The sequence below is a fragment of the Candidatus Accumulibacter contiguus genome (assembly GCF_012940005.1).
Lineage (GTDB): Bacteria > Pseudomonadota > Gammaproteobacteria > Burkholderiales > Rhodocyclaceae > Accumulibacter > Accumulibacter contiguus.
On sequence record NZ_SPMX01000015.1, the window covers coordinates 68,718 to 90,807 of the forward strand.

The window sequence follows — 22,090 nt, forward strand, 5'->3', positions numbered from 1 at the left end:
GGATGAGACCACATGTCGCGCGCAAGCGCTTTGGCCAGAATTTTCTGGTCGATCAGCAGCTCATCGCCGACATCGTCCATCTGCTGGCGGTGCAGCGGGACGACCTGCTGGTCGAGATCGGTCCCGGGCTGGGCGCCTTGACCGGCCCGCTCTTGCGGCGGCTCGACCATCTGCATGTGGTCGAGATCGATCGCGATATCGTCGCCCGGCTGCGGCAGGCGTATGCGCCCGGGAAGCTGACGGTGCACGCAGGCGATGCGCTGGTTTTCGCTTTCGGTGAGTTGGCCAACACCGCAGGTACTGGCCTGCGCATCGTCGGCAATCTCCCTTACAACATTTCGACGCCGCTCCTGTTTCATCTTGCCGGCTTTGGCAACTGCGTGCGCGATATGCACTTCATGCTGCAGAAGGAAGTCGTCGAGCGCATGGTCGCGGCACCCGGCAGTGGCGAATTCGGGCGCCTGTCGGTGATGCTGCAGTACCGATTCGTGATGGACAGGCTGCTTGATGTTCCGCCAGAGGCATTCAATCCCGTGCCAAAGGTACATTCGGCAGTCGTGCGTCTGATTCCGCGTCCAGCAGCAGCATTGTCGGCGATCGACGCCCCCCTGTTCGCCAAGCTGGTGTCGGCGGCCTTCGCACAGCGGCGCAAGATGCTGCGCAACAGTCTCAGTGGCCTGGTTGACGATTCCCTGCTGGCAGTACTTGGCATTTCACCAGCCTGTCGCGCCGAGGATCTGTCGGTTGACGACTACATTCGCCTGGCCAACAGCCTCAAGATAGAGCGCCAGTAGCGCGTGCGGCAGCTATTCCTGAGTGGCGGGCATCAGTCGGCCAATTCAACGGTTACCGGTGCGTGGTCCGACGGACGTTCGAGTTTGCGTACTTCCCGGCTGATTGCGGCGGCCCTGCAGCGATCGGCGAGGGGTCTGGACAGCAGGATGTGGTCGATCCGCAGCCCCCGGTTTTTCTGAAAAGCGAGCATCCTGTAGTCCCACCACGAGAAACTCTTGTCGGCTTGGGCGAAGAGGCGAAAGCTGTCGGTCAGTCCGAGATTCAGCAAACGCTGTAAAGCGGCACGTTCCGGCTCCGAACACAGGATTTGCCCGGCCCACGCGATCGGGTCGTACACGTCCCGGTCATCCGGTGCAATGTTGAAATCGCCAGCCAGGACGAGTTGTGGATTGGCGTCGAGTTTTTCGGTGATCCACCTGGCGAGTGCATCCAGCCACTCGAGCTTGTAAGCATACTTGTCACTGCCAATGGCTTGTCCATTCGGGACGTAGGCGCAGACCACACAAATGCCGCCGATGGTTGCGCTAAGCAGGCGCTTCTGCTCATCAGGATAGAGCGGATTGCCGAAAACGATATCCGTCGGCGTTGCGCGCGTCAGCAGGGCAACACCGTTGTACGTTTTCTGTCCCGAGAAAGCGACGTGATAACCCATGGCCGCGATTTCCTGACTCGGGAAGTCCTGGTCCTGAAGTTTGGTTTCCTGCAGGCAAACGACGTCTGCTTGCTGTGCAGCCAGCCATGCGAGCAGTTGCGGCAGGCGGACCTTGAGTGAGTTGACATTCCACGAGGCAATTTTCATGTTTGACCGAAAGAATTGATGAGATTGAGCATGTCAAGTAACGGTAATCGATACCGATATGGGTATGTTATCGTACTGTCCGTGGCTTTGCTGCCTTGTCGGATGATGGAAATTTGGGGAAATGTGCGTTATTTCTCTTGTGCAAGCCCGTCCAGCACGTATCCTGCGCCTGCTCGAAGCCTTCCGGTGCCGACCCATTGACCCACTTGAGCGGGCAGGAAGCAGCAAGGGACTTGGGCATACATTTGTTCGCCCGGCCAATTCCACTATACTGTGGCGCATTTGACGCAACCCGTCGGAGCAACATCGTCGAGACTTGCCGTAAACCTGCGGGAAACCGTTTCCAAGTTGGCGACTACAAAGGAGAGCATGATGGTTGTTACACGCCTGCATGATGTGACTGGCGTTTTGTTTCGTTGGATTTTGCTCGGTGTGCTGGGATCGCTGCTGGTGGGGTGCTCGTCGTATCCTCCGGCACCAGCCTCGGCAGCTTCGGCAGACTATCGTTATATCATCGGGCCTGGCGACAGTGTGAATATCATTGTCTGGCGCAATCCGGAACTCTCGATGTCTGTCCCTGTGCGTCCAGATGGAATGATTGCAGGCCCGCTGATCGAGGACATGCCGGCCATGGGCAAGACCCCGACGGCTCTGGGACGGGACATGGAGAAGGCGCTTGGGACCTTCATTCGGGATCCGGTCGTGACGGTCGTGGTCACCAGTTTCGTAGGAAACCAGAGTGAGCAGATTCGGGTTGTCGGGGAGGCATCGAAGCCGCAGGCGCTACCGTACCGTCAGAACATGACACTGCTCGACGTGATGATCGCGGTCGGTGGTCTGACCGATTTCGCCGATGGTAACGGGGCCTCGGTGGTGCGTGCTGGTACAGATGGCAGCAGGCAGCAGTACAGCGTTCGTCTGACGGATTTGATCCGGCGTGGGGACGTCTCGGCCAATGTGGACATGAAACCCGGCGATATACTGATCATTCCGCAGAGCTGGTTTTGATCGCTCTCTGGCCTGCTCTGGAATACCTGACTTCCCTTCTGTTGCGTGATGCAACGGGTGCCCCATCAACCGCTACTGATAAAGTCTGAATCCGATGGATGAACTGCTTCGACAAGCGACCGCGATCCTGCGTGGCATGTGGCAGCGCCGCTGGCTGGGAATTATCGTCGCCTGGGTCGTTGGCGCGGCCAGTGTTGCCGCGGTTCTGGCCATTCCCGACAAATACGAGGCATCCGCACGTATTTATGTCGATACCCAAACGATCCTCCGGCCGCTGATGACCGGCCTGGTGACACAGCCCAACGTGGATCAGCAGGTCATGATGCTGAGTCGTACCTTGATTACCCGACCGAATGTGGAAAAATTGATCCGGATGGCGGATCTCGACCTCAAGATCGAGTCGAAAAGCGAGCGGGATGCGCTGGCAGAGGCCTTGATGGCGTCGCTGAAGATCAACAATACGACGCGTGACAACATCTATACGATCAACTATCGAGACACCCAGCCGGAGCAGGCAAAGCGTGTGGTGCAGTCGCTGGTATCGATCTTTGTCGAGTCCAATCTCGGCGACTCGCGCAAGGATACGGAATCGGCCCGCAAATTCCTGGACAAAGAGATCGCAGCGTACGAGAAGAAACTTGAGGAGGCCGAGGGGCGGCTGAAGCAATTCAAGCTGCGTAACCTGGGGAATGAGAGTGCAGAGGGCAAGGATCACTTCAGTCGTATGAGTGCCGCTGCTGCCCTCCTCGAACAGAGCCGCCTCGAATTGCGCGAGGCGGAACATTCCCGCGACGCCTTGAAACGCCAGATCCTTGGTGAGGAGCCGGTTTTGCTGCCGGAAGCCTCGCAAGAACCAATTGCTGGCGTGTCGATTCCAGAAATCGACAGTCGTATAGACGTCCTCAAGCGCAATCAGGACGCGATGCTGCAGCGTTTCACCGAGAAGCATCCGGACGTGGTCAGTACCCGCCGCCTGATCAAGGAACTGGAGGAGCAGAAGCAGCAGGAGATCGTTGCTCGCCGCAAGACGGCGCTTACCAATCCGGACTCTTCGGTGAATACCAATCCCGTGTATCAGCAACTGAAAGTTTCCCTGTCTGAAACCGAGGCGAGAGTCGCTGCATTGCAGACCCGGGTTGCCGAGTATCAGGCACGTTACGATCGTTTGAAGTCTGCAGTCACTCTCGTACCCCAGATCGAAGCCGAGTTTGCGCAGCTCAATCGCGACTACGAGATCAACAAGAAGAATTACGAACAACTGGTGCAAAGGCGTGAATCGGCCACCCTCGGGAGCGAGATGGACAACGTCGCCGGGGTTGATTTCCGCCTGATCGATCCGCCGCGGGCGTCTCCGAAACCAGTCGCTCCCAATCGCGCCCTGTTTCTCCCGCTGACACTGCTCCTCGCACTGGCTGCCGGAGTGGCGGTCACTTTTGCGGCCAGTCAGCTACGTCCAGTATTTTTTGAGGCACGTTCTCTCAGGGAAGCATGCGGCCTGCCGCTCCTGGGAACCGTCTCCCTGGTCGCTGACGAGGGGAGGAAAAGCCGCGAAAGGAAGGACTTGCTTCGCTTTGCTGCGGCCTGTGTCTCGCTCCTCGGTGTCTATGGAGCGGGGATTCTCGCTTTTTTCCTTCTTTCCGCCCGTACTGCCTGAGGAAAACTGATGAGCCTCATTGAACAAGCGGCGAAGCGTCTGGAACAGTTGCGTAAGGCAGGGGTCGAGATACCTGCGCCGATCGCTGCGCATGAGCCACCAGCATCCGATTTGGGCGCCCCGGTTGCCGCCCAGCCACAGTCGACCCTGGCGCGGCCGCAGGTCGTTCCTTCCTCGACCACCGTGTCTGCGAGTGTGCCACAGTCTCGCCGGATCGAGCTTGACCTGAATGCTCTTGCAGCCACCGGTCTGATCAGCCCGGACGCACCGCGATCCCAGATTGCAGATCAATATCGGGTCATCAAGCGGCCCTTGATTGCCAACGCCATGGGCAAGGGCGCCACACTGATCAAGCGGGGCAACCTGATCATGGTGACCAGTGCGATTTCCGGCGAGGGCAAGACCTTTACCGCGATCAACCTGGCGATGAGCATCGCCATGGAATTGGACAATACGGTCATGCTGGTCGATGCGGATGTACCGAAGCCCTCCGTGCTCAAGATGCTCGGTTTGCCCCCGGCACCGGGCCTGCTCGACGTGCTGACGGATGAGTCGATTGCACTGTCGCAGGTCTTGATGAGAACCAACGTGGATAAGCTGAGTATCCTGCCGAGTGGCACGCAGCATCCGCGTGCGACCGAACTCCTGGCCAGCGAAGCCATGATCGGCCTGCTCGACGAAATGGCCAATCGCTACCCGGACCGGATCATCATTTTCGATTCGCCACCGCTGCTGATGACCACCGAATCAAGGGTGCTGGCGAGCCATATGGGGCAGGTGGTCGTTGTGGTGAAAGCCGAGCGTACTGCTCGCAGTGACGTCAAGCACGCTTTGGCAGCCATCGAGTCCTGCCCGGTCAAGCTGATGCTGCTCAATCAGGCGCGCACAGCCACCCAGGATGGTTACGGCTACGGTTACGGCTACGGTTATGGCTATGGCTATGGTTCAGATGGCTCTTGAACAGACGGGGTGCGTGCCATGTGCTGAAAGCGGGGGGGGGGCGTTCAGCGATGGGCCGGCGCTTTCACGACCGAAGCTCTGGCCGCTGCTGCCAGGCCTCGGCATCCTTGCTTGGTTTTTCATTGCTGTGCATGGGCGTTTCGGCACATGCAGAGAATTGGCGGATCACGCCGACCATAGCGGTAACGGAAACCCTGACCGACAATGTATTTTTGACTTCCACCGACAGGAAGAGCGATCTGGTGACCGCCATCTCGCCGGGTATCTCGATCGATGGCAAGGGTGCTCGCACCAGTCTGCGACTGAGCTATACGCTTACCGAGCAAATCTACACGCCGAGCCATTCGAACACCGATCGGCTGCTTGGGCAGAAGTCGGCTTCCAATAACCATCAGAATGCGCTCAGTGCGGTTGGAATGCTGGAAGCAGTGGAGGGCTGGTTATTCATCGACGCCACCGGGAGCATCACGCAGCAGTACATTTCGGCGTTTGGAACGGTTTCCCCGAGCAATGCCAGTGTCAATAACAACCAGACTGAAACATCGAGTTACTCGATCTCTCCGTATATCAAAGGTAAATTTTTCTCTTCGACCGAGTATCTCCTGCGCTACCGAGCGACGACCACCAGCTCGCAGTCAGGTCTGGTGTCTGACACCACTTCAAGCGAGTGGTCGGGCAAGCTCAACGGCACCACTCGCTGGTCTGCTCTTGGCTGGGCACTTGAAGCAAATCGCTTGACCAACAACTATCAGCTCAAGGACTATGAGGACACCAAGTATCAGGCCAGCCTCTCGTATCGCTTCAATCCACAGATTCGGTTTACCGTTATTGGCGGGCAGGAGTCGCAGAATTACGTCAGTCTGAACCAGGAGACGCATACCACCCACGGTTTCGGCTTGGTGTGGACGCCCGGCCCGCGTACCGAACTCTCGGCGACCAACAGCAAGCGCTTTTTCGGGAATGGCTACGACGTCAATTTCCGCCATCGGATGGCACGTTCATTGATCACCTACACGGCCAGCAGGAATATTTCGTCGCAGCCGGCAGGTGTCGGGAATACCGGGCAGGGCAGCAACTACAATGCTTATTATGCGATCATCGCCGCCAATAATCCGGGCGCCTCGCCGGAAACGATCAACTCGCAGGTCTCCCAGATTCTCCAGGGCAGAGGAGTTCCGGCCGACGGCACGGTGGTCAATGGGTACCTGACGAATCGCCCCACCCTGCAGGAGTCACAACAGCTCTCCTTTGCCTTGCTCGGCGTCCGGAATACCGTGACCTTGAACGCAAACGAAACCAGGCAACAGCCGCTGGGTCTGGTCAACGGGCTGACCGATGAATTTTCGCTGTCGAACCAGATCACGCAACGCGGATTTGGCATCGTCTGGGGGCATCAGTTGACAGGCTTGTCGTCGCTCTCGCTCTCGCTCAACCAGCAGCGCAGCATCAGTCAGAGGAGCAACCAGTCTGACACCAGAACGCAGGGGGCGTATCTGCTGTTCACTACCACCATCTCGCCGAAGACGCATGCGAACATCGGCGCACGACGGGTGATTTCCGATGGTGGGGCAATCTCCGGCGCTGGGCTCGGATCCGGCTATACGGAAAACGCGCTGACCGGCGCGCTTTCCTACAATTTCTGAACCTCCCTTATGTACGAGTCCTTCTACGGTTTGACCAGCAAGCCTTTCCAGCTGAATCCTGACCCCGCATTCTATTTCGCCAGCAAACAGCACCGCCGTGCGATGGCCTACCTCGAGTATGGCTTGAATCAGAACGAAGGCTTCATCGTCGTTACTGGCGAGGTCGGTGCGGGTAAAACGACGATCGTACGTGGCTTGCTCAACGACCTCGATGCCGAGAAGGTGGTGGCCGCTCAACTGGTCAGTACGCAACTCGACGCGGAAGACATTTTGCGGATGGTTGCCGGGGCTTTTGGCGTCGGGACCCGGAATCTGGGAAAGTCCGACATGCTGCTTGCCCTCGAGGCCTTTCTGGTGGATGTCACTCGTCAGGGGAAGCGTTGCCTGCTGATTGTCGATGAGGCACAGAACCTGACGCCGCGGGCAGTTGAAGAACTGCGCATGCTTTCGAATTTCCAGTTTGGTACGCAGGCCCTGTTACAGAGTTTCCTGATCGGCCAGCCGGAGTTCCGGAAGATCATGCAAAGCCCGCAGATGCAGCAATTGCGTCAGCGCGTGATTGCCGCCTGTCACATTGGTCCGATGGATCAGGAGGAAACCCAGGCCTATATCGAGCACCGGCTCCGGTGTTCTGGATCGAAAGGCTCGCCACGTTTTGATGCGGGGGCTTTCGAGGCGCTGTTCGAGGCCAGCGGGGGTGTGCCTCGACGCATCAATGCGCATTGCGACCGTCTTCTACTGTCCGGTTTTCTCAATGGCAAGAATGAATTCTCGCGTGCTGATGTCGAGGAAGTCGCGAAAGAGATCAAGGACGAGACCCAATCGGCTTCGACATTGCCCTTGCCGGTCGACGCCGGCCATGCGGCAAGCAGCCCGCAAGCGACGGACAACAGCATTCCCGACATCGACCTGTCGCGACTGACCCTGGATGCCAGCACGGCAGATCAGGCGGCACGCGTGATTTCGGATCTGAAAAATGGGCAGGCCGAGCAGCGCCTGATACGCATTGAGCGCAGCATGTTCCGTCTCGAACGCAACAATGCAGCACTTCTTTCCTTGCTCCAGCAACTGGTTGATGCTGCCCGGGCAAAACCTTGAAAGGGAGTCATCTTGGCTAATGAGGCATGGCCCGCTATGCTGGGTCCGGTGATCTGCGTCGTCGGTGCACGCCCGAATTTCATGAAGATGGCACCGATTCTGCGCGCTTTTTCTGCCCACCGTCCGGCGCTGCCGACGCTGCTCGTTCATACCGGCCAGCATTACGACAGGGACATGAACGATCGCCTGTTCGTCGACCTGCGTCTGCCGCATCCTGACATCAACCTCGAGGTGGGGTCTGGAACCCACGCCCTGCAGACCGCGGAAGTGATGCGACGTTTCGAACCAGTGCTCGATGCGCAGCAGCCATCCTGTGTGCTGGTCGTCGGTGATGTGAATTCGACCCTTGCCTGTACCCTGGTCTGTGCCAAGAAGGCGGTGCCGGTGGTGCATGTCGAGGCCGGGCTGCGCAGCTACGATCGGGGGATGCCGGAGGAAATCAACCGTGTTCTGACCGATCAGATCGCCGACCGCCTATACACCACCGAGCGCAGCGCGCACGCCAACCTGGCACGCGAAGGGGTTGCCGAGGAACGTGTGTGTTTCGTTGGCAACGTGATGATCGACTCGCTGCTGTCGAATCGCGAGTTCGCCTGCCCCGCAGCGAAGACCCTGCAGATGGCCGGTTTCGATCCTGCTGTGGTCGACGATCCGCGCGGTTATGGTGTAGTCACCCTGCATCGCCCGTCAAACGTGGATCGTGAGGAAACCTTGGCGCCCTTGCTGACCGTGTTGCGCGAAGTTTCCGACAAGGTGCCGTTGGTCTTTGCCCTGCATCCAAGGACGCGCGCCAACATCGATCGCTTCGCTCTGGGCGAACTGCTCGCCAGCAATCGTATCGTCCTCTTGCCGCCGCAGGGTTACCTGGAGATGCTCGGCCTGCTGGCGGGTGCGAAACTCGTACTCTCCGATTCCGGAGGTTTGCAGGAGGAAACCACTGCTCTTGGGGTGCCTTGCCTGACGATACGGGAAAATACCGAACGCCCGATCACCGTCGTACAAGGAACCAATACCCTCGTCGGTTGTGAACCGCGCGCGATCCGCTGCGGTGTCGACGAAATCCTTGCTGGCGCCGGCAAGACCGGTCGTGTGCCCGAGTTCTGGGACGGCCACGCGGCAGAGCGAATCGCCGCTGATCTCTTTACCTGGCTGATGGCTCATCATGCGCAGCGCAGCAGCTAGAATCGACGAGTCATGCGAGATGCCAGGCCAGTCGATCACCAATGGATTGACCATCGACGTCGAAGACTACTTCCAGGTCTCCGCGCTCGCTCCCTATATCCCCAGGGAGCAGTGGGATCTACGTGAATGCCGGGTCGAACGGAATGTCGACAGGATCCTGCTGATGCTCGAAGCAAATCAGACCAAGGCAACCTTCTTCACACTGGGGTGGATCGCCGAACGCTATCCTCGTCTCGTTCGGCGCATTGTCGACGATGGCCATGAATTGGCCAGTCACGGCTACGGTCACCAGCGTGTCAGTGATCTGACCGAAGCCACTTTCTCTGCGGACATCGAACTGGCCAAGAAACTGCTGGAAGATATCTCGGGTCAGGAAGTCAGGGGCTATCGGGCGCCGAGTTTTTCGATTGGCGAAGGCAATCTCTGGGCTTTCGACTGCCTCGAACGTGCCGGTTACCGCTACAGTTCGAGCATTTACCCGATTCACCATGATCACTACGGGATGCCGGATGCGCCGCGCTTCGCGCATCGGGTACGCGCCGGCCTGCTGGAACTGCCGGTGACCACCGCGCGCTTCTTTGACCGCAACTGGCCAGCCAGCGGTGGTGGCTACTTCCGACTGCTGCCTTATGCGCTGTCGCGCTGGCTGCTGCAACAGGTCAACCAGCGCGATCGTCAGCCGGCAATCTTTTATTTTCATCCCTGGGAAATCGATGCCGGGCAGCCGCGCATTACCGGCATCAGTGCCAAGACGCGCTTTCGCCACTACGTCAATCTGCAGTACACCGAAGGGCGCCTGCAGCGATTGATCGCCGATTTCAAATGGGGGAGGGTGGATCGGGTGTTTCTCGATAGTCCGCTAGCGGAGCCGGTGGTGAAGCAATGAACCCCGGCATCGAGAAAGTTCCCCGTTCTGCCGGACTGGCAGCCCCACTCGGCGTCCAGCGCCTGAACCCCGGCGACCCGGCCGCGCTTGCACGCTGGGACGCCTTCGTTGAGGCGTGTCCGGAGGCCACCTTTTTCCACAAGTCCGGTTGGCAGAGAATCCTGCACGAGGTCTTCGGTCATCGCACATACTTTCTCTTCGCCGAGCGTGCCGGTGCCATCGAGGGTGTTCTGCCGCTGGCACAGGTGAAAAGCCTGCTCTTCGGAAACTCACTGGTCTCCCTGCCCTTTGCGGTCTATGGCGGGGTGGCAGTCACCAGTCCGGCAGCCGCCGAGGCGCTGGAATGGGAAGCACAGGCGATCGCCAGACACCTTGGGGTTGCGCACCTGGAACTGCGGAACATTCAGCCGCGCCATCCGGAATGGCCACGCCAGGATCTCTACGTCCGCTTCCGCAAGGCCATTGCTCCCGAGGTCGATGCCAACATGCTGGCCATCCCGCGCAAGCAACGCGCGATGGTGCGCAAGGGGATCAAGAACGGTTTGCGCAGCGAGATTGACGCCGATCCTGGGCGGTTTTTCGCGCTTTACGCCGACAACGTCCACCGTCATGGCACGCCAGCAATGCCCCGTCGTTATTTCGAAGCGCTGCAGCAGGTGTTCGCTGCCGATTGCGAAGTGCTGACCGTCGTGGACGGCACGGGGTGTTCGCTGAGCAGCGTGCTGAGCTTTTATTTTCGCGACGAGGTGCTGCCCTATTACGCCGGTGACGCCTTGGCCGCTCGCGAGCTCGCGGCCAACGATTTCAAGTACTGGGAGTTGATGCGCCGTTCCTGCGAGCGTGGGCTGAAGGTTTTCGACTATGGTCGCAGCAAGCAGGGCACGGGTTCCTTTTCCTTCAAGAAGAACTGGGGCTTCGAGCCGCAGCCGCTGGCTTACGAATATTGCCTGTATGGGCGCGATGCCATCCCGCAGAATAATCCGTCGAATGTCAAATACCGGCTCCTGATCGACGCCTGGCGGCGGCTGCCGATCGGCCTTGCCAACTGGCTGGGGCCGTTCATTGTCCGTAACCTGGGTTGAGTGTGCTCGATGGCCATTCCTGTCTGCGCCGATCCTCTGGAACCGATCGCTGATGACCGTACCTCCGTGCCTGTGGAAAGCAAGTTCATGAACCAAACCCCCAGCCCGACGTCCTTGCTCCCTCACCCGGGCTGGCGAGTGGCGCTTCCCGCAGTGGTCCTGACCCTGGCCGCGATTCTGGCAATTTTTCGGGAAACTGCGCTCTCGATGGTAGACATCTGGGTGCGTAGCGGCACCTATGCCCACGGCTTCATCGTGCCGCCGATTACCTTGTGGCTGATCTGGCGAATACGCGAGAGAATTGCCGTGCTGGCTCCCAGGCACTGCTATCCGGCCGTTCTCCTGTTGGCAACTGCCGGCTTTGCCTGGCTGCTGGGCGAGGTGGCAACGGTCAATGTGGTTCCCCAGTTTGCACTGGTCTTCATGCTGGTTTTCGCCGTATTGGCAGTACTCGGCCCGGTGGTCGCACGCAGCATCGCATTTCCACTGTTGTTCCTGTTCTTTGCCGTACCTTTCGGCGACTTTACCCAGCCGAAACTGATGGAATGGACGGCCAAGTTTACGGTACTCGGCTTGCGCCTCACCGGTATACCGGTATACAGCGAAGGCCAGAACCTGGTGATTCCCTCGGGCAGTTGGTCGGTCGTCGAGGCTTGCAGTGGTGTTCGCTACCTCATCGCTTCGGTCACCGTGGGGACCCTGTTTGCCTATCTGACGTATCACTCCCTGAAACGGCGACTACTCTTTGTCGGTATCTCCTTCCTGGTGCCGATCGTTGCCAACTGGGGGCGTGCCTACATGATCGTGATGATCGGCCATCTGTCGGATAATACCTTGGCTGTCGGCGTCGACCATTTGATTTATGGCTGGGTATTTTTTGGCTTCGTGATCATGGCCATGTTCTGGATCGGTGCGCGCTGGCGCGAAGATGATCTGCCGTCAGGATCGGCAAAACCCTTGGCAGTGGCCGCTGCGGGTACGGATTCCGCGGTGCGGCTGGCCGCTGTCGCAACCGTGCTGGTGGCCGCGGTCTGGCCGCTCGCGCAATGGCAGATCGATCGCGACACGGCTCCCCCGCTCAGCCAGCTTTCCCCGCTCGGGCCGATCGCCGGTTGGCAGAATGCCCCACAAGGCTTGCCCGACTGGCGGCCCAGGTTCGAGAACTACTCGGCGAGTACGCAATCGACCTTTGAGAACGGCGGCCGTGTGGCAGGACTTTTTCTCGGCTACTACCGCAACCAGGACCAGCAGCGCAAACTGGTCAGTTCGACGAACGTCCTGGTGGCCAGTGTGGATCCCCTATGGGCAAGAGTGGGCAGTGGAAAGAGAGAGATCATGTTCAACCAGCAGGCACTCACGGTTCGTACTGCCCAGTTGCGTTCGTCCGGAAACGCACGCATGGTGGTCTGGCAGTGGTATTGGATTAACGGCCACTGGACTGCGAGCGACGTTTTGGCCAAAGTGTATACGGCGTTGTCGCGGCTGACCGGCAAGGGCGACGATTCGGCGGTGATCATCATTTACGCACTTCAGCATCAGGCTGGCGAGGCGGATGCCACGCTCGAGGCTTTTGCGGGTGCGGCAGGGTCGATCATCGAGAGCACGTTGCGACAGACCAGGGAAGCCCGCTGATGAACATGTGTGTCCGGCACTTCGGGACATTCCGGGAGCGCTCTGCCTTGCCGCCAGAATGTGTGGAACGTGCATGAAACAGGAGACCAGACCGCTGATTCTGCATGTCATCCATCACCTGCGCACGGGTGGTCTGGAGAATGGCTTGGTGAACCTGATCAACCATCTGCCGGAATCCCGTTTTCGTCACGCGGTGGCATGTGTCGAAGATTTTTCGGACTTTCGCCTGCGAGTGACCCGCTCCGATACCCCGGTGATTGCCCTGCACCGTTCGCGTATCGGGGTCTGGCGGCTCAGGCAAGGGATCTTTCACCTGTGTCGCCAGCTCCGGCCAACGATCGTTCATTCGCGCAACCAGTCCGGGCTCGATGCCTTGTTACCGGCGAGACTGGCTGGTGTTCGGCACTGTATTCATGGTGAGCACGGTTGGGATGTGAGAGATCTGAATGGGGAAAGAATCAAGCCAGTCTTGCTGCGCCGGATGCACTCGCCGTTGATCGACCGCTACATCACGGTATCCAGTGATCTCAGGAACTATCTGGTGCAGCGCGTGCGCATTGCCTCTGAACGCGTGACCCAGATCATCAACGGCGTCGACACGGAGCATTTCTGCCCCTCATCACTTCGTTCACGGCAGTTTCTTCCGGAGAGATTTGCCGGTCCGGATGCCATGGTGATTGGCACCGTCGGCCGGATACAGGCAGTCAAGGATCAGGAAACCCTGTTGCGGGCATTTGCCAAGCTGGTCAGAGACGGTGCTCAGACCGGGTCAAGGGCAAGGCTGGTGATCGTGGGCGATGGCCCATTGCGTGAAAACCTGATTCGCCTCGCCGATTCCCTGGGCGTTTCAGCGCTGACCTGGTTTCCGGGAAGTGTCAGCAACGTTGCCGAGATGCTGCGTACCTTCGACCTCTTTGTCCTGCCCTCGTTGGCGGAGGGCATCTCGAATACCCTCCTGGAAGCGATGGCCAGTGGTCTGCCACTCGTCGCGACAGCTACCGGTGGCAATCTTGAACTCGTCGAAGATGGCGTCAACGGCCAACTGTTTGTGCCGGGTGACGTCGATGCCTTGACACGCTTGTTGAGCCGCTATCTTGCTGAGCCAGCGATGCTGTCTGCACAAGGAAGCAATGCGCGCGCGATGGCGGTCAGACGTTTCAGCCTGCCGACAATGCTGGCGGGTTACCAGGCGGTATACGAGGAATTCTGTGATCAACGCTAGCCTGGTTCCGGCAATGCGCGGCGGTGCATCGTCCATCGGCGCCAGCGGATGCCGTGTCCACCCCCTGCCTGGCATCCGTTTCGACAATGCGCCTGCGCCAGCAGCAGATTTTCACTGACTACGAGAATACATAGACAAACCATGTGCGGCATAACCGGAATTTTCGATACTCGGGGCAGGCGTGACATCGATCGCGCCGTGCTCATGCGGATGAACGAGTCGCAGCACCATCGTGGCCCGGATGAGGGTGCTTTGCATGTCGAACCAGGCCTTGGCCTGGGGCACCGGCGGCTCTCGATCATCGACCTGTCGACTGGTCAGCAGCCGCTCTACAACGAAGACCAGAGCGTTTGCGTGGTGTTCAACGGGGAGATCTACAACTACCAGGAACTGATCCCCGAATTGCTGGCACTCGGACATGTTTTCCACACCCGTAGCGATACCGAGGTCATCGTGCACGCCTGGGAAGCCTGGGGCGAGGATTGCGTTCAACGTTTTCGCGGCATGTTTGCCTTCGCCCTCTGGGATCGCAACCGCGAAACGCTGTTCCTGGCACGCGACCGGCTTGCGGTCAAGCCTCTCTACTATGCGCTGCTGCCGGACGGGATCCTGCTTTTTGGCTCAGAACTCAAGTCCCTGCTGGCCCATGGCGGCCTGGCTCGCGACATCGATCCGCTGGCAGTCGAAGAATACTTCGCGCTCGGTTACGTGGCCGAGCCGAGAACCATCATCCGGCAGGCCAGAAAGCTGCCGCCAGGTCATACGCTGACGCTACGCCGCGGCCTGCCGGTTGCACAGCCCAAAGAATACTGGGATCTGCGTTTCCGTCTCGACAACCAGTGTTCGATAGCGGATGCCTGCGCACAACTCGACGAGAAACTCAGCGAGTCGATTCGCCTGCGCATGATCTCGGAAGTGCCGCTCGGCGCCTTCCTTTCCGGTGGTGTCGACTCGAGTGCAGTCGTCGCGCTGATGGCCGGGCTCTCGGCCGAGCCGGTCAATACCTGTTCGATCGCCTTTGATGACCCGGCGTTTAACGAAGCCGCGTTTGCTCAAACGGTTGCCAACCGTTATCGAACCAACCATCACAGCGAAATGGTCGCCAGCGACGACTTCGATCTGATCGACACCTTGGCCAGACTCTACGACGAACCCTATGCCGACAGCTCGTCGATCCCGACCTACCGGGTCTGCCAACTGGCACGGAAACATGTGACGGTGGCCCTCTCGGGCGATGGGGGCGATGAGACTTTCGGGGGGTATCGCCGCTATCGTCTACACCTCATGGAAGAGCGCCTGCGCTCGGCAATGCCGCATAGCGTGCGCCGACCGCTGTTTGGTCTGCTCGGCCGTGTCTACCCGAAAGCAGACTGGGCGCCGCGCATGTTCCGCGCCAAGACGACGTTTCAAGGCATGGGGCGAACTGCGGTGGAAGCCTACTTCCATTCCGTTTCGATCCTGCGTGGCCCGATGCGCCGCGAGCTTTTTACCGATCGTTTCCGCAAAGAAATCGACGGCTACAGCGCCGAGGACGTTTTTCGCTACCATGCGGGGCGGGCGGACACCGACGATCCTCTGGCCATGATCCAGTACCTCGATCTCAAGACCTATCTGGTGGGTGACATCAATACCAAGGTTGACCGTGCCAGCATGGCACACTCGCTCGAAGTGCGTGAGCCGCTGATGGATCACGAACTGGTCGAATGGATGGCGACGCTGCCCTCATCGCTCAAGGTGCGCGGCCAGGAAGGCAAATTCCTGCTAAAAAAAGCGATGGAGCCACGCTTGCCACAGGACATCCTGTACCGCCCGAAAATGGGCTTTGCCGTGCCGCTGGCCCGCTGGTTTCGCGGTCCTCTCAGGGAGCGCGTTCGCCAAGCCGTGCTTGGCCCGCGCCTGGCGGCGACCGGCTGGTTCAATCCGGATTATCTGCAGCACCTGGTCGATGCCCATCAGTCGGGAGCGAGCGACTACAGTTCGCCCTTGTGGACCGTGCTGATGTTCGAAGCATTCCTGCGTAATGTGCTCGACACCTCGGCGGACTCAGTACTCGGTGCCACCGAGCCGCAGGTACGGGGATGAGCATGCGAATTCTGCATGTCCTCGATCACTCCTTGCCGCTGCATAGCGGCTATACTTTCCGCACGCTGGCCATCCTGCGCGCGGCAGCGCGCGCAGGGTTGGCAAACGGTTCATCTGACGACACCCAAACAGGGGTCGGGGACATTGTTGCAGGAGGAAGTCGATGGTTGGCTTTTCCATCGCACTGCAAATGCCGATGGCTCCGGCTTGCTTGCCCAGATGCGACTGACTGCAGCTCGCCTGCAGCAACTGATTCGGGCCACACAACCGGACATCATTCATGCCCATTCGCCGGTTCTCAATGCCTTGCCAAGTCTGTGGGTCGGGCGACGCCACCGTTTGCCGGTGGTCTATGAAGTGCGAGCTTTCTGGGAGGATGCTGCGGTCGATCATGGCACAACCATTGAAGGTAGCTTGCGCTATCGTGCCTCACGGGCGATGGAGACCTTCGCGATTCGCCATGCTGACCATGTGACGACAATTTGTGAGGGTCTGCGTGGCGATATGGTGCTGCGAGGCCTGTCACCGGAAAGTATCACGGTAATCCCGAACGCCGTGGACGTTGACCTGTTCCGGTTTGGCGTCGAGGCGGATTCTGAGCTTCGCCGCTCGATGGGGCTGGATGGCACGACCGTCCTGGGCTTCGTTGGCTCCTTCTATGGCTATGAAGGCCTTGATTTGCTGGTTGAGGCGGTACGACGGATGCTGCCACGGCATCCGCAGTTGCGCGTGCTGCTGGTCGGTGGTGGCCCGCAGGAGAGCAAGCTGAAGGAGCAGGTGGCGGCTGCAGGTATGCCGGGTCATGTCATTTTCACCGGCCGTGTTCCGCACACCGAGGTGCAACGCTACTACGAATTGATCGACGTGCTGGCCTTTCCGCGCTTGCCGATGCGGCTTACCGAACTGGTCACCCCGCTGAAGCCACTCGAGGCAATGGCGCAGGGACGAATCTTCGTTGCTTCCGATGTCGGCGGACATCGCGAGTTGATCAGTCACGGTGAAACGGGCTTTCTGTTCCGTGCAGGGGATGTCGCTGCGCTTGAAGCGGCAATCGAGGACATCATGGCGCGGCGGGCGTCCTGGTCGCAGATTCGTGCGCAGGCGCGCCGCTTTGTCGAGGTCGAGCGCACCTGGGTGAACAGTGTTGCACGCTATCGGGACGCTTACCGTCGGGCGCTGGCCAGGTATGACCGAAGTCTGTCCTGATTCCGAGTCGCCATCGAGACGCCACCTCGCGTCGGCCCAGATAGTTGCATCTTTGCATAACCCGGTTTGAGCGATCACATGGCCAATCTCCTCTATCTTGTACACCGGCTCCCTTATCCTCCCAACAAGGGCGACAAGGTTCGCTCCTATCACTTGCTCAAGCATTTGGCGGCTCGACACCGCGTTTTTTTTGGGCACCTTTATCGACGACCCGCAGGACGAGGTTCATATCAGTGCCTTGTCTCGGTATTGCGTCGACCTGCACGTTGCCCGTCTGGTGCCGAGCATTGCCAGGCTCGCAAGCCTCAGGGGCCTGCTTACTCAACAGGCGCTGACGCTTCCCTATTATCGCAATGCTGCTCTGCAGGCGTGGGTTGATCGCACGCTGCGAGAACAGGAGATCGATACGACAGTCATCTTTTCTTCGGTTATGGCGAGCTATGTCCAGGGCTCTCCCCATTTGCGCAAACTGATCGATTTTGTCGACGTCGACTCGGCCAAGTGGACGCAATATGCCTCCAAGCACCGTTGGCCGATGTCCTGGCTCTACCGGCGGGAAGGCAAGCACCTGTTGGCTTTTGAACGTTCTGTGGCGATGCAGGCAGAGCGATCATTTTTCGTCACCGACAACGAGTCTGATTTGTTCTGTCGCCTGGCTCCCGAGTGCGCGGACAGGGTCGAAGCCATGTGTAACGGTGTAGATGCGGACTTTTTTCTCGCCAGAGCACGTGTTTCCTTCACCGTACCGTGAGGAAGATCTGCCAGTAGTGTTTACCGGCGCCATGGACTATTGGCCGAACATTGATGCAGTGACCTGGTTCGCGACGGAAATGTTGCCTCAGTTGGAGCAGAACTGGCCCAGCTTGCGCTTCTATATCGTCGGACGCAGCCCAACTCCTGCGGTTCAGGCGCTGGCGAGGAGACAAATCGTGGTCACCGGGACCGTCCCTGATGTCCGCCCCTATCTGCGGCACGCTGCCGTCGTCGTCGCCCCCCTCCGGTTGGCACGCGGGATCCAGAACAAAGTCCTTGAAGCGATGGCCATGGGTTTGCCCGTTGTTGCTTCGCAAGAGTGCTCGGTCGCAGTCGATGCCATTCCCGAGCGAGATTTCCTGACGGCGGGAAGTGTTCCCGAGTATCTCTCACAGATTGAACGACTGTTGCGGGAGCCCGAGCGCGCTGCCGCAATCGGCCTTGCCGCTCGCCAGCAGGTATTGGCGCGCTATAGCTGGAAGGCCCACCTCTCCGGTATCGATGCTTACCTGGACGCCAAGCTTCGCCAAGGCTTGGCACCCGTTGGCTGATGCACGCCGCTGGCTCTCGTTATTGATGGTCATGGAGGGTTGATGGGGATTTACACATCGTTTGCCGCAAACCTGCTGTTCCCGCTGCACGAGAAATTGAAGAAACACTCCACGCTGACAGTAAAACGTGATCTGGAGCGCAGCCAGTGGCTCAAGCCAGAGGAAATTCTCGCCCTGCAACTGGCCAGGCTACGCGAATTCCTCACACAATGCGCGTTGCATGTGCCGTACTATCACGACCTGTTTCGCTCGCTCGATTTCGATCCAAAAAATATCCGTGCCATCAGCGATCTGGGACGTTTGCCGCTGCTCACCAAGGACATCATCCGCAGCGAATTCGACCGCTTGCGTTCCCGCTTGCCGGAGCCGGTCAGGCTGTTTTCCACTACGGGATCGACTGGCGATCCTTTACGCTTCAATATCAGCAAGACTCGCGTTAGCCACGACGTTGCCGCCAAATGGCGTGCCACCCGCTGGTGGGATGTCGATATCGGCGACCGGGAGATGGTAATCTGGTCCAGCCCGATCGAATTGACCAGGCAGGATCGCTTGAAACAGTTGCGTGATCGGCTGTTGCGCAGCAAGCTGCTGCCCTCGTCTGCGATGTCGCAAGCCGATATGGATCGCTTTATCGCGGACATTCGGAGCTTTCGACCAACAATGCTGTTCGGATACCCTTCGTCGATGACCCTGATCGCTCAGCGTGCCGAGCAGCAAGGAATCCGCCTGAGTGATCTTGGCATCAAGGTGGCATTTTGCACCGCTGAGCGCTTGTATCCACAGCAGGCCGACGTGCTACAGCGAGTCTTCGGCTGTCCGGTTGCGAATGGCTATGGTGGCCGCGATTCAGGTTTCATCGCCCATGCCTGCCCGCAGGGAGGAATGCATATCACAGCCGAAGACATCATCGTCGAAGTTGTCGATGAGCATGGACAGTCTTCGCCGCCGGGTGTGCCGGGCGAAGTGGTGGTGACACATCTGTACAGCACCGGTTTCCCGTTCGTCCGCTACAGGAACGGCGATGTGGCGGTGCTCGAAGAAGGACAATGCGCCTGTGGCCGTGGCCTGCCCTTACTGAAAGAAGTACATGGCCGCACCAATGATGTACTGCTGGCTGCAGACGGCTCGATAGTGCTCGCCATCGCAATTGCCATGGTGTTGCGGGACATGCCCGGGGTGAACGGCTTCAAGGTGATCCAGGAAACGCTGTTGCACTGTCGTCTGCAACTGGTCACTGATACCAGTTTCCGGCAGCAAGCGAGCGAGTCGACGATCCGAGCCGCTTTTCGTGCAAGGCTTGGCGAGGGGGTACAACTGGACATCGAATATCTGGACGCGATCGCAGCCGAGCCGAGCGGCAAGTATCGCTACGTGGTAAGCAAGGTCAGCCAGCATCAGGCCGGACGGGTCGGCGCCACATCCAATTGACTTGAGTTCCGGTCGAAGAACATGCGGTGCCACAGTTCGAGATAGTACACCGACAGAAACAGCCGCCGGTGTTCGGTTGCGCCTTGGCAATACTTTGCGAAGGCTTCCCGCAGCGCGGCCGAGCGGTAGAACGGCCGGTCGAAATCGGCGTCCTTGAGGGCTTTCTGGGTCACGAGGTCGTTTTCCGAGAGGGGCGAATTATCGGTCTGGAATTTCCGGGCGAAGCGGTACGCAACCGGGTATTTCGCGAGTTGCGTCTTGGCCAGGAACTTCCAGTCGAAATGCCTGGCAATCAGGCCCGGATCGCTCATGGCGAAGAAAATTTCACCGGCGCTGCACACCGGGGTTTTCAGCAGCTTCGGAAAATGTTCCTTTAGGGTTTGAATGTACAGCTTGTGCCCCAGCTTCATTCCGTTTGGAATCGAAAGCAGGTAGCCCAGGAAGTCGGCATCGACCGTCGGGGTGACCGCCTCGACCTGGCTCGCGTAAGCCTGGTAGGGATTGACCGCGGTTCGTCTTCGGACCCGGTTCTGAAGCAGGAACAGGATGAACCTGCTTTCGGATTCCGGAATCTTTTCGAACTCCGCCCTAATCCTTTCCTCAAATCTCGCGTCCAGCGCAGCGAATATTTCTGGTTGCAAGACACTTTTCAGGATGTCTCTTTGCGTAGACGCTTCGGCGATGAAGCGAGAAAGGTTTACCTCATCATTGGTGGAGTAACCGTGGTATCCCCCGAAACTGAGGTCCAAGGCGAGGCTGTCCCAAACCATCCCCATGTCCGTTCGCAGCTCCGGGTATACTTGCGAAATGAACAAGTTGCGGTTTGGCACCATGCCGTCCAGGATGTGGTAGACATTCAGCCAATCACCGGACGCGTAATAGCCACTTCGGCTCGGTCGCAGTTCGCATTCGATCCCCAGTAATGCCGCGGCTCGTTGTGCAAGTGCTCCATCGAGGCCCCGATGTTCGTCATCATGGGCCATCGAGACCGCCCGAATCTCCGCGCCCAGCGAGGCCAGGGCGCCGAGAGTGAATCGGGAGTCGAAGCCGCCGCTAAGCAATACCGTATTGGGGATGCCTTTCCGCACACGCCTGGCGACGGCCTGGGTGAATAGAGACGCGATCTTTTCCGTAGAGACCTCGGTGGGATCGATCAACCCGACCTGGGTAAAGTCGTGGTATTTCTGACTCGTGACCGCTCCCTGCCGGAAGCGTACCCATTGCCCTGAGTCCAGCATGGAGATGCCCCTGACTAGCGTCCTCTGGCCCATCATGTGACCGATGTAGAAAAAGTCGGCCCAAGCCTCCCAGTCCTGCCCCTGCTCCCATGGCTCGATCACCTGGAGGATCGCCTTGACCTCGGAGGCGAACCATAAGCCCCCCCTGCCGGCGTAATAGTAAAGAGGGTAGAATCCCTGTGCGTCCGTGGCGATGGTCAAGGATCTGCCCGGGCCATCATAGTAGGCTGCGGCGAACTCTCCCTTCAAGCCTGGCAACGCGTCGAGGCCATGCTTTTCGAGGGCGGCAAGAAGGAATTCGGAGTCCGGTCTCCCCGTGCCGTCCCCACGGCGGACGCCGAGTTCTCCGTCGCCGCGGTCATGATCGACGATCTGCCCGGACAATGCTACACACCGAGCTCGGTCCGTGGTCCAGGCGAGGTTGGATATTCCCAGGACATTGCTCTGCAGTATGGCCAGTCCGCCACCCGCAAACGGGAAACAGAACTCCCGATGTTCCCGATCATCGTGTTTCATCGTTCCCAGCATGGCCTGCAGCGTCACATCCACCGCCTCGGGTCGAACGTCATCGCTGATGAAGCCGCAAATCTTCGCCATTCAGTACCTGCCTTATCCTGTTAATATTTGTGCAATCAGGCACTCACCCAAAGTTGCAGCTGCAGTTCGGTGGCGTTGTTGAAGACCTGATCAGCACGCGCCAAAGGGGTCGGAAGCGCAGTCACCGTGTGGCGGCCAAGCGACTTGGCGCCTCTTTGCGTAACACGGGATTATTGGGAATGAGTAGTCCTGGTCCCAAGCCCGAAATACAGGCTACCGTCAACACGGTTTGCAAACCGACNACTGACGTCGGTACCCATTTCCCTGGACAAAT

General features: G+C 59.0%; 18 protein-coding genes and 1 pseudogene. 16 read left to right on the plus strand and 3 right to left on the minus strand.

The annotated features are described in order from the left end of the window. Positions 1–2 precede the first annotated feature (2 nt). A complete protein-coding gene (gene rsmA / locus E4Q08_RS07150; protein WP_034908942.1) occupies positions 3–794 on the plus strand; it encodes a 16S rRNA (adenine(1518)-N(6)/adenine(1519)-N(6))-dimethyltransferase RsmA in 792 nt (263 codons plus the stop codon). Positions 795–826: 32 nt separating this feature from the next. On the opposite strand, the gene xth is transcribed toward rsmA, so the two are convergent. Continuing rightward, positions 827–1,594, minus strand: coding sequence for an exodeoxyribonuclease III (gene xth / locus E4Q08_RS07155; protein WP_169069860.1), 768 nt, complete (start codon positions 1,592–1,594; stop codon positions 827–829). 372 nt (positions 1,595–1,966) lie between these two features. On the opposite strand from xth, the gene E4Q08_RS07160 reads away from it, so the two are divergent. From E4Q08_RS07160 to E4Q08_RS07170, 3 genes are all read left to right on the plus strand, one after another. Further along, positions 1,967–2,602, plus strand: coding sequence for an XrtA/PEP-CTERM system exopolysaccharide export protein (locus E4Q08_RS07160; protein WP_169069870.1), 636 nt, complete (start codon positions 1,967–1,969; stop codon positions 2,600–2,602). 94 nt (positions 2,603–2,696) lie between these two features. Beyond that, positions 2,697–4,256: an XrtA system polysaccharide chain length determinant gene (locus E4Q08_RS07165; protein ID WP_169069861.1), complete on the plus strand. Its 1,560-nt coding sequence runs from the start codon at positions 2,697–2,699 to the stop codon at positions 4,254–4,256. A 9-nt stretch (positions 4,257–4,265) separates the two neighbouring features. Beyond that, positions 4,266–5,216, plus strand: coding sequence for an XrtA-associated tyrosine autokinase (locus E4Q08_RS07170; protein WP_034908994.1), 951 nt, complete (start codon positions 4,266–4,268; stop codon positions 5,214–5,216). Between the two features lie 64 nt (positions 5,217–5,280). Here E4Q08_RS07170 and E4Q08_RS24505 read toward each other — a convergent pair whose 3' ends face one another. Further along, positions 5,281–5,469 (minus strand): hypothetical protein, encoded by a 189-nt coding sequence (locus E4Q08_RS24505; protein ID WP_248594756.1) that lies wholly within the window; start codon positions 5,467–5,469, stop codon positions 5,281–5,283. On the opposite strand from E4Q08_RS24505, the gene E4Q08_RS07175 reads away from it, so the two are divergent. The 12 genes and pseudogenes from E4Q08_RS07175 (at position 5,411) to E4Q08_RS07225 (ending at position 19,981) form a co-directional block, all read left to right on the plus strand. Further along, a complete protein-coding gene (locus E4Q08_RS07175) occupies positions 5,411–6,859 on the plus strand; it encodes a TIGR03016 family PEP-CTERM system-associated outer membrane protein (protein ID WP_248594754.1) in 1,449 nt (482 codons plus the stop codon). The two genes, E4Q08_RS24505 and E4Q08_RS07175, sit on opposite strands and share 59 nt — an antisense overlap. Positions 6,860–6,868: 9 nt before the next feature. Beyond that, positions 6,869–7,957, plus strand: coding sequence for an XrtA/PEP-CTERM system-associated ATPase (locus E4Q08_RS07180; protein ID WP_169069863.1), 1,089 nt, complete (start codon positions 6,869–6,871; stop codon positions 7,955–7,957). Positions 7,958–7,993: 36 nt separating this feature from the next. Continuing rightward, positions 7,994–9,139: a non-hydrolyzing UDP-N-acetylglucosamine 2-epimerase gene (gene wecB / locus E4Q08_RS07185; RefSeq protein WP_169069871.1), complete on the plus strand. Its 1,146-nt coding sequence runs from the start codon at positions 7,994–7,996 to the stop codon at positions 9,137–9,139. A 19-nt stretch (positions 9,140–9,158) separates the two neighbouring features. Next, entirely contained in the window at positions 9,159–10,025 is an 867-nt protein-coding gene (locus E4Q08_RS07190) for an XrtA system polysaccharide deacetylase (protein ID WP_169069872.1), read from the plus strand. Next, positions 10,022–11,107: a FemAB family XrtA/PEP-CTERM system-associated protein gene (locus E4Q08_RS07195; RefSeq protein WP_169069864.1), complete on the plus strand. Its 1,086-nt coding sequence runs from the start codon at positions 10,022–10,024 to the stop codon at positions 11,105–11,107. Before E4Q08_RS07190 ends, E4Q08_RS07195 begins: the two co-directional genes overlap by 4 nt. Before the next feature lie 87 nt (positions 11,108–11,194). After that, positions 11,195–12,739 (plus strand): exosortase A, encoded by a 1,545-nt coding sequence (gene xrtA, locus E4Q08_RS07200; RefSeq protein WP_211203339.1) that lies wholly within the window; start codon positions 11,195–11,197, stop codon positions 12,737–12,739. Between the two features lie 73 nt (positions 12,740–12,812). After that, positions 12,813–13,961, plus strand: a complete 1,149-nt coding sequence (locus E4Q08_RS07205; RefSeq protein ID WP_034909812.1) for a TIGR03088 family PEP-CTERM/XrtA system glycosyltransferase — start codon at positions 12,813–12,815, stop codon at positions 13,959–13,961. A gap of 141 nt (positions 13,962–14,102) precedes the next feature. Continuing rightward, positions 14,103–16,043, plus strand: a complete 1,941-nt coding sequence (locus tag E4Q08_RS07210) for an XrtA/PEP-CTERM system amidotransferase (protein WP_169069865.1) — start codon at positions 14,103–14,105, stop codon at positions 16,041–16,043. 2 nt (positions 16,044–16,045) lie between these two features. Continuing rightward, a pseudogene (locus E4Q08_RS07215) lies at positions 16,046–17,249 on the plus strand (TIGR04063 family PEP-CTERM/XrtA system glycosyltransferase). A 97-nt stretch (positions 17,250–17,346) separates the two neighbouring features. Then, positions 17,347–18,000, plus strand: a complete 654-nt coding sequence (locus E4Q08_RS25670; protein ID WP_308240081.1) for a hypothetical protein — start codon at positions 17,347–17,349, stop codon at positions 17,998–18,000. Then, the gene (locus E4Q08_RS25675) at positions 17,978–18,553 is read left to right on the plus strand and encodes a glycosyltransferase (RefSeq protein ID WP_308240082.1); all 576 of its coding nucleotides are present in this window, start codon (positions 17,978–17,980) and stop codon (positions 18,551–18,553) included. Before E4Q08_RS25670 ends, E4Q08_RS25675 begins: the two co-directional genes overlap by 23 nt. A gap of 39 nt (positions 18,554–18,592) precedes the next feature. After that, positions 18,593–19,981, plus strand: a complete 1,389-nt coding sequence (locus tag E4Q08_RS07225) for a phenylacetate--CoA ligase family protein (protein ID WP_372703552.1) — start codon at positions 18,593–18,595, stop codon at positions 19,979–19,981. On the opposite strand, the gene E4Q08_RS07230 is transcribed toward E4Q08_RS07225, so the two are convergent. Continuing rightward, positions 19,948–21,816, minus strand: a complete 1,869-nt coding sequence (locus E4Q08_RS07230) for an asparagine synthase-related protein (RefSeq protein ID WP_034911252.1) — start codon at positions 21,814–21,816, stop codon at positions 19,948–19,950. The two genes, E4Q08_RS07225 and E4Q08_RS07230, sit on opposite strands and share 34 nt — an antisense overlap. Positions 21,817–22,090 lie beyond the last annotated feature (274 nt).